6 protein-coding genes are annotated in these 6,437 nt (G+C 67.4%); 4 read left to right on the top strand and 2 right to left on the bottom strand.

Features of this window, described 5'->3' with window-relative positions:
• Positions 1-327: 327 nt before the first annotated feature.
• The 3 genes from ACIRB1_RS39920 to ACIRB1_RS39910 all read left to right on the top strand — a co-directional run bounded on the left by ACIRB1_RS39920 (position 328) and on the right by ACIRB1_RS39910 (position 2,812).
• Positions 328-1,173, top strand: a complete 846-nt coding sequence (locus ACIRB1_RS39920; protein ID WP_403468963.1) for a helix-turn-helix domain-containing protein — start codon at positions 328-330, stop codon at positions 1,171-1,173.
• Entirely contained in the window at positions 1,174-1,389 is a 216-nt protein-coding gene (locus ACIRB1_RS39915) for a DUF397 domain-containing protein (protein ID WP_403468962.1), read from the top strand.
• Positions 1,390-1,963: 574 nt separating this feature from the next.
• Positions 1,964-2,812, top strand: coding sequence for a hypothetical protein (locus tag ACIRB1_RS39910; protein ID WP_352184339.1), 849 nt, complete (start codon positions 1,964-1,966; stop codon positions 2,810-2,812).
• Between the two features lie 184 nt (positions 2,813-2,996).
• Here the strand turns inward: ACIRB1_RS39910 and ACIRB1_RS39905 are convergent, their stop codons facing one another.
• On the bottom strand, positions 2,997-4,364 hold the full coding sequence (locus ACIRB1_RS39905) for a HupE/UreJ family protein (protein ID WP_403468961.1): 1,368 nt from the start codon (positions 4,362-4,364) through the stop codon (positions 2,997-2,999).
• Positions 4,361-5,629 carry a DUF3500 domain-containing protein gene (locus ACIRB1_RS39900; RefSeq protein ID WP_403468960.1) on the bottom strand — a complete coding sequence of 423 codons (1,269 nt, stop codon included), beginning with the start codon at positions 5,627-5,629 and terminating at the stop codon, positions 4,361-4,363. Before ACIRB1_RS39900 ends, ACIRB1_RS39905 begins: the two co-directional genes overlap by 4 nt.
• Before the next feature lie 299 nt (positions 5,630-5,928).
• Here ACIRB1_RS39900 and ACIRB1_RS39895 point away from each other — a divergent pair, with 299 nt between their 5' ends.
• Complete coding sequence (locus ACIRB1_RS39895) at positions 5,929-6,240, top strand: hypothetical protein (RefSeq protein ID WP_403468959.1); 312 nt, start codon at positions 5,929-5,931, stop codon at positions 6,238-6,240.
• The last annotated feature ends 197 nt before the right edge of the window (positions 6,241-6,437 follow it).

Raw genomic sequence — 6,437 nt, 5'->3', positions numbered from 1 at the left:
CACAGAAGCAGAATGCCGACGCGCCGGCCTCACCGCATCAAGAACTGAGCACGTTCATCCGTACGCGGCTGTGTACGTTCACGTGTACGCCGACACTTCGTAGCCGGACATGGCCACTCCTCCCTCCCAAGCCACGCTCGTGCTGCGCCTGCCGTGTCCGCACGGCTGCACTGCGTAGCGGTCTGGAGCGAGCATGGCACAGAGAACTCTCACCATGTAACTTCTCACGAGAATCTATTGGGTGAATCTGATGGTGAGTCCGCTGATCCGCTGCCTAGCCTGATGGGATCCCCGGGCCGGCCGCCCGGCGCTTGGCGAAGGAGCCGCATGTCCGAACGGACCACCACCCGCCGCCGCCAACTAGGCGCGATAATGCGAAAGTTGCGTGCCCGTAAGGGAATGACCCTTGAGGAGGCAGGTGGGCTCGTTGGCGTGTCCAAGGCGACGGTCAGCAGGTATGAGACCCAAGCCGGGCCCGTGAAATGGCTCGTAGTTGATGCGCTGTGCCGCGAGTACGGAGCAACTGAGGCCGAGCGTAGGGCTGTTGTCACTCTGGCGAAGGATGCCAAGCAGCAGGGTTGGTGGAACTCGTTCGCCGACTCCATCCCCGAGAGCATGAACCTGCTGCTCACCCTCGAAGACGAAGCCGTGCACGAGAACCACTTCGCCTGTGTCTATGTGCCCGGCCTCTTGCAAACGCGCGCGTACAGCACCGCACTGCAGAAGGCCAACGAAGTGCCCTTGGAGGTCGCCGAGATCGAGCAGCTCGTCGACATCCGCATGAAGAGGCAGGAGGTCCTCACCCGCCCGAAGCCCCCGCGGCTCTGGGCAATCCTCGATGAGTCGGTGATCCGCCGCGTTGTCGGATCACCGCAGATCATGAGAGGGCAGCTCGACCGGCTCCTCGAAGCCAACGAGTCGCCTCACATCACGCTTCAGGTACTGCCCTTCTCGCAAGGCGCGCACGGCGCCGCGCTCGGCAGTTTCGTCATCATCGGCGGCACCGAGCCGACCCTCGACGTGGTCTACGTCGACTTCCACACCGGTTCCCTCTTCCTGGAGAAGGACGAGGAACTGAACCGATACAGACTTGCGTTCGAGTATCTGCGTGCACAAGCGTTGGACATGGAGGCTTCCTCCACGATGATCCATCGCGCCCGCAAGGAGCTGTAAATGTCTGTCGGCCCGCAGCCTGTATCCGAACCCGCCTGGTTCAAGTCGTCGTACAGCGGGGCAAATACGACCGAGTGCGTAGAGGCGGCGTTCGCCCCGGCCGGGGTACTCGTACGGGACTCCAAGAACGTTGGTGGCCCTGTCCTCGCGATCCGGGTCGGCGCTTGGCACCGCCTGATAGCCGGGTTGATGCAAGAGGGCTCAAGAGATCACTGAGAGAGGACCAGCGATCCCCTCTCAGGCCCGCCGCACCCGATGCACAATGTTCTCCCGCCCCTGCCGCCGCTCCGCAACCCGCCCGCTCTGCTCAGGCGCGTGCTCAGCCCGGTAGCCCACCGTGATTCCCCGATCGGGCCGCCCTCCTCCGGTATCCCGAACTCCATCCGGAACCGCGGCAGATGCTCTGCCATGATGCCGCTGGGCCAAGCCGACCGAGGGGCTCGTAGCGCGAAGGCGAGGACGCGCTCAGTCAGCTCCGGGGGCAGCCGCTTGGCGGAGCAATGACGGATCGCCTTCGAAGATTCCGTGGCGGCAGATCCTGTCACGCACGCACTCACGGGGCCCGGAGCCCATCACGGCGTGCTGCGGGCCAAGGTGCGGTGCGCCTGCCCAGCTGTCACCTAGCCCTGCCTCCTGGTCGATACCAACTCCCCTGTCCCCACTGACCCCTTACGCACTTATTGCACAAGGGATCTTCACTATTTCCGACCTGGGTCCATATCATGCGGAGATCAACAGGCCTGCCCAAGCGGGGACTTGGGCGGGTCTCTCCTGTTCTCGTGAGGGTTTCATGCGTATACGTGTTGCGGCCGTCGTCGTTTCCGGGGTCACCGGACTGTCCGCCCTCGCGCTTCCGGTTGCCGCACAGGCGGCGGAGCGTCCGGGTGTGGCAGCGGGGCTAACTTCGTTCGCCGCGAAGACCGTTGGGCCCAGAGACTCCCTGGGCAACACCAAGTTCTCGCACGCCGTCATCAACGGCGGCAAGGACATCGTCCTCGGTACCACCGGCACCAAGACCGTCACCGTCACCTACACCGCCACGGACGCGAACGGTGTCGCCCTCACCGAGGCCTTCCTGTGGCAGGGCACGGACAGTTCGACCACGGACGGCATCACCGGGGGCCTGGGGACGGATGACGACCCCAACTGCACGGAGACGGCGACCCAGGGCACGTACACCTGCAAGGCCGTGTTCAACATCCACCCCGCCACCGACATGAAGAACAACGGAGTGGCCGGGACCTGGAAGTTGTTCCTGGGGGCCTGGGACCTGTACGCGAACGCCAGTTACAACGACGACGTCTCCACCGCCGCGATCAAGAAGGCGTCCACCCTGACCGCCGACGCCACGCCGGAGCCGGTCAAGAAGGGCAAGACCATCACGGTCACGGGCAAGCTCGCCCGCGCGAACTGGACGACGGGCAAGTACGCGGGGTACGTGTCCCAGCCCGTGAAGCTCCAGTTCCGCAAGAAGAGCAGCAGCACCTACACGACCCTCAAGACGGTCAAGACCAACAGCACCGGCGTGCTGAAGACCACGACCAAGGCCACGGTCGACGGCTACTACCGCTACGTCTTCGCCGGCACCGCCACCACCGCCGCGGCCACAGCGCCCGGTGACTTCGTCGACGTCCGGTAAGCGGTTCGCCGGCTCGACAGCACCGCGGGCAGCACTCTGGTGCCGGGCCGCCGCCATCCGTCGGCGCCCGGCACCACACCCTTCCGAGTTCGAGACAGATCCCCGGACCCGGCGCTGTAAGCCGAAGCACCGCCGCGCCCGCAAGCACCGCCGCCCTCGCGCCCCACCCCGGCCCTCCTGCCGTCTACGGAAGCGTGATGAGTGCCAACTCCATCCCCAAGCGCTGCCGTTGGCGCACCACCAGCGTCCAGCCGACCGCCAAGACCGCCGCCGCCCCGAGCACCACCAGCAACACCGTCGTATGCGAACCCGCACTGTCCGCCATCCGCGCCACCGGGTTGGGCAGGCCCAGCCGGTCCGCCAGCCAGCCGACTGCCGCCGTCGCCGTGAGCAGAGCGCCGGTCACCCGTAGGGCGGGCCCGACGCGCAGCCTCGCCAGCACGAGGAGCGAGGGCAACGCGAGGCAGACCAGGAGGAGTTGGACCAGTTCGATGCCCAGGTTGAAGGCCAGCAGGCTGGTTGCCAACTGGCCTGTGGACAGGTGCATTTCGGCGAGGACGAAGGAGAACGCCATGCCGTGGCCCAGGCCGAAGACACCGGCCACCAGTGCCTCCTTGCCGGGGAACAGGGGGCGGATCGCGTGGATCGCGCCCACCAGGATGCTGGCCGCGATGAACGCCTCCACCGGCCGGCCGGGAATCTCGAAGCGGGTGAGGGCGGTCGCGGCCAGCGCCACCGAGTGGCCGACGGTGAAGGCGAGGGTGATGCCGCCGATGCGCGTGAGTGCGGCGCGGGGGCCCGCCAGGCCGCCGTTCCAACGGCCGCCCGCTGCCAACAGGGGTGCGGGCAGCAGGAGGATGAGCAGGAACAGCAGGTGGTCGGTGCCGGTGAGGATGTGGTTGCCGCCGAGTTGGAGCATGGCCACGAAGCCGCGCCATGCGCTGCCCTTGCCGAGGTCGACGGTCAGCGGCGGGACCTTCATGTGGCGGACGTCCAGGCGGATGGTGCCGACCTGGGTGGCGCCGTCGCCGGTGACCCGGCCTGCTGCCCAGTCCTGACGGACCGACACCAGGGTGATGTGGGTGACGACTTGGTGCACGATCACGTCGTAGTCGAGCGTGAAGTGCCGTACGTCGGCGCCGGGCGGCGGGGTGAGCACCGCCTTGGCGACCAGCTCGCGGTACGGGCCGGTGGAGGTCTGTTCGGTGCGGCTGAGGCTCAGCGCGCCGATGCTCACCTGCCACGCCTGGCCCTTGAGGGTGGTCGGATGGATGTGGGCGCCGAGGTAGGCGCGGATCGCCTTCGCCCTGGTGGGGAGGGCGGATGCGGCGAGAGTGTTGAGGTCGATGCCGCTGGCCGTGGTGAAGTCGCCCACCGGCAGGGCCAGTTGGGCGGTGACCGAGTTCTTGTGGACGTCGAGGCGGACCACCGAGTGCGGCATCGGGTGCGCGGCGGCCGGCGACGCTCCGAGCAGGAGCGCCGCCGGTACCGCGATCGCGATCCCGGCCACCAGACGACGTGCTGTGGTCAGCCAAGCTCGCGGTGCGGTCATGAGAACGTGAACTCGCTGCCGTAGTCGCGGGTGTGGTCGCGGTACACGGTGTGGTAGTGGATCTGGTCCCGGTACACGACGCCGTTCTGGCAGACGAACTCGACCCAGACGCCCGGACCGTCGATGCGCACGTAGTCGCCCTGGGTGGCGAGGGCGGTGGTGCCGGAGTAGGCGACGTAGGTCTGGTTCAGCTCGTGCTCGTAGGTCTTCATGAGCTGCTTCGCGGTGGCGTCGTCGACGTTGGCGATCCAGGGGTGGATGGCCTTCAGGACCAACTGCTTCTGTTTCGGGGAGAGCGTGCTGACCTTGATGCCCTCCTTCGTCTCAGGGAACTGGCCGTCCTGGCCCGGGCCGAGGAGTACGTCGCTGAAGGACTCCGACAGCTTGGCGGTGGCCAGTTGCTCCGTGCTGAGGCTGCCGGTCAGGGCGAGCAGGCCGTTGCGCATGGTGTCGAGCGGCGCGTACGTGGTGCCGTCGGTGTCGGTCCAGGTGCTGGGCTCGACGCCCACGAAGTACGGGCTGGAGCCCGCCACCTTGCCCTTCTTGTAGGTGAGGTTGAGGGCCAAGTGGTGGCCGCCGAAGTGGAGTTGCCAGGTGCCGGTCACCGAGGGCGTGCCGAGGAAGGCGAGGAAGTAGACGCCGCTGCCGTAGCCGCCCATGCCGCCGCCTCCGGTACCGCCGGAGGGCGGGGTGCCGGTCGGGACGTCGGTCGGCGCGTCCGTCGCCGAGGAACTGGGGGCCGCCGTCGCGGACGGATCCGCCGAGGCCGTGCTCGACGGTGCCGGGCCCGCGGAGCTGGTGCTCTGGGCCGAGTTGAGCACGTCGTCGGCCTTGATGATCTGGGTGATCTGGTCGTACCCGGTGTTCTTGCCGGTGCCCGTGGCCAGCTTCACCACCTTCATGGCGGCGGCCAGTTGAGTGTCCGTCAGGGAACCGAGCTGGATGCCGGGCCGGCAGGACGAGCCGCACGGAAGGTTCGACCACGCGGTCGCGTTCGCCTGCGAGAAGTCGAGCAGCGTGGAGGCCTGCTGGTCGGCGTCCAGCGTGTTCAGGAACTCGTTGGCCGCGCTGACCACGGCAGCGGCGCCGGTGGCCTTCTTGTCGACCGGGCGCTTGACGCCCGCGGCCGCCTTGCCGGTCCCCGTGTCGGTCGAGGCATTCGCCACGGCGAAACCGCCACCGACCAGCACGATCGCCGTGACGGCTCCCGCTATTCCACGCCAGGTGCGTTTCGTGCGTATCAGTCGGGTTCTTTCCCTGCTCACGGACGACTCCTTCGATTCCAGTGGTGTCAGAAATTACGGAAATTCCAGAACGGGGATCACGGCCCGCCCGGGCAGCGCCCAGGCGGCACCCGAGCAGCACTCATCGCTGCTCTTCAGCGGGTTCACGTGATGGTTGGCAAGGCTATCGGCGTTCTTACCGGAATCTCAATGGATCGTCACGTGGATAAAATAAGTTTCAGGTTCCACAGCAATACAGCTCGAATTCAAGGAATTCGCTCAGGCATTTGACAGGCTATGCTTGTCGCGCGAATAGGTTTTTCTGCTACTGGAGGCACATCATGGCCAAGGTCCCGAGCGTTCCCAGCGCGGCGATCGCCGCAGGCGGGCTCGTCGGTGGCTACGGCGTAGCCCGCTGGACCAGGAAGCGCCAGCTCGGCGGAGTCGTCCTCGCCGCAGCCGGCGCCACCGCCGCCAACCAGTGGCGCCGGCAGGCCGGCGGCAAGGCGGCGGGTGCACTCACCGTCGCCTACGCAGCGGCCTTCGCCGGATCCCACCCCTTGGCCAAGCGGGTCGGCGCCTGGCCCGCGGTCTTCGGTGTCGCCGGCGCCGTAGCCCTCGCATCCTGGGCGGTAGCCGACCGGAGCACGTGACGGCCGTCAGGGACGTACGGCGCGAAGGCGACGTGTCGGGGGGTGTCCGCCCGCAGCGGTCGGCGCTCACACCGCCGCACTCTTCAGAAACCTTGCCGCGCCGATCCGAGGACGGACACCCCCCGGCGCGGCGCCGACCCCCAACGACCCACAACACACCGGCACCCACCCACGACCCGCACCCCCACTCACCCAGG

It is taken from the genome of Streptomyces sp. NPDC096013 (assembly GCF_044763565.1).
GTDB lineage: Bacteria > Actinomycetota > Actinomycetes > Streptomycetales > Streptomycetaceae > Streptomyces.
This window is presented reverse-complemented; position numbering and strand designations above follow the sequence as displayed.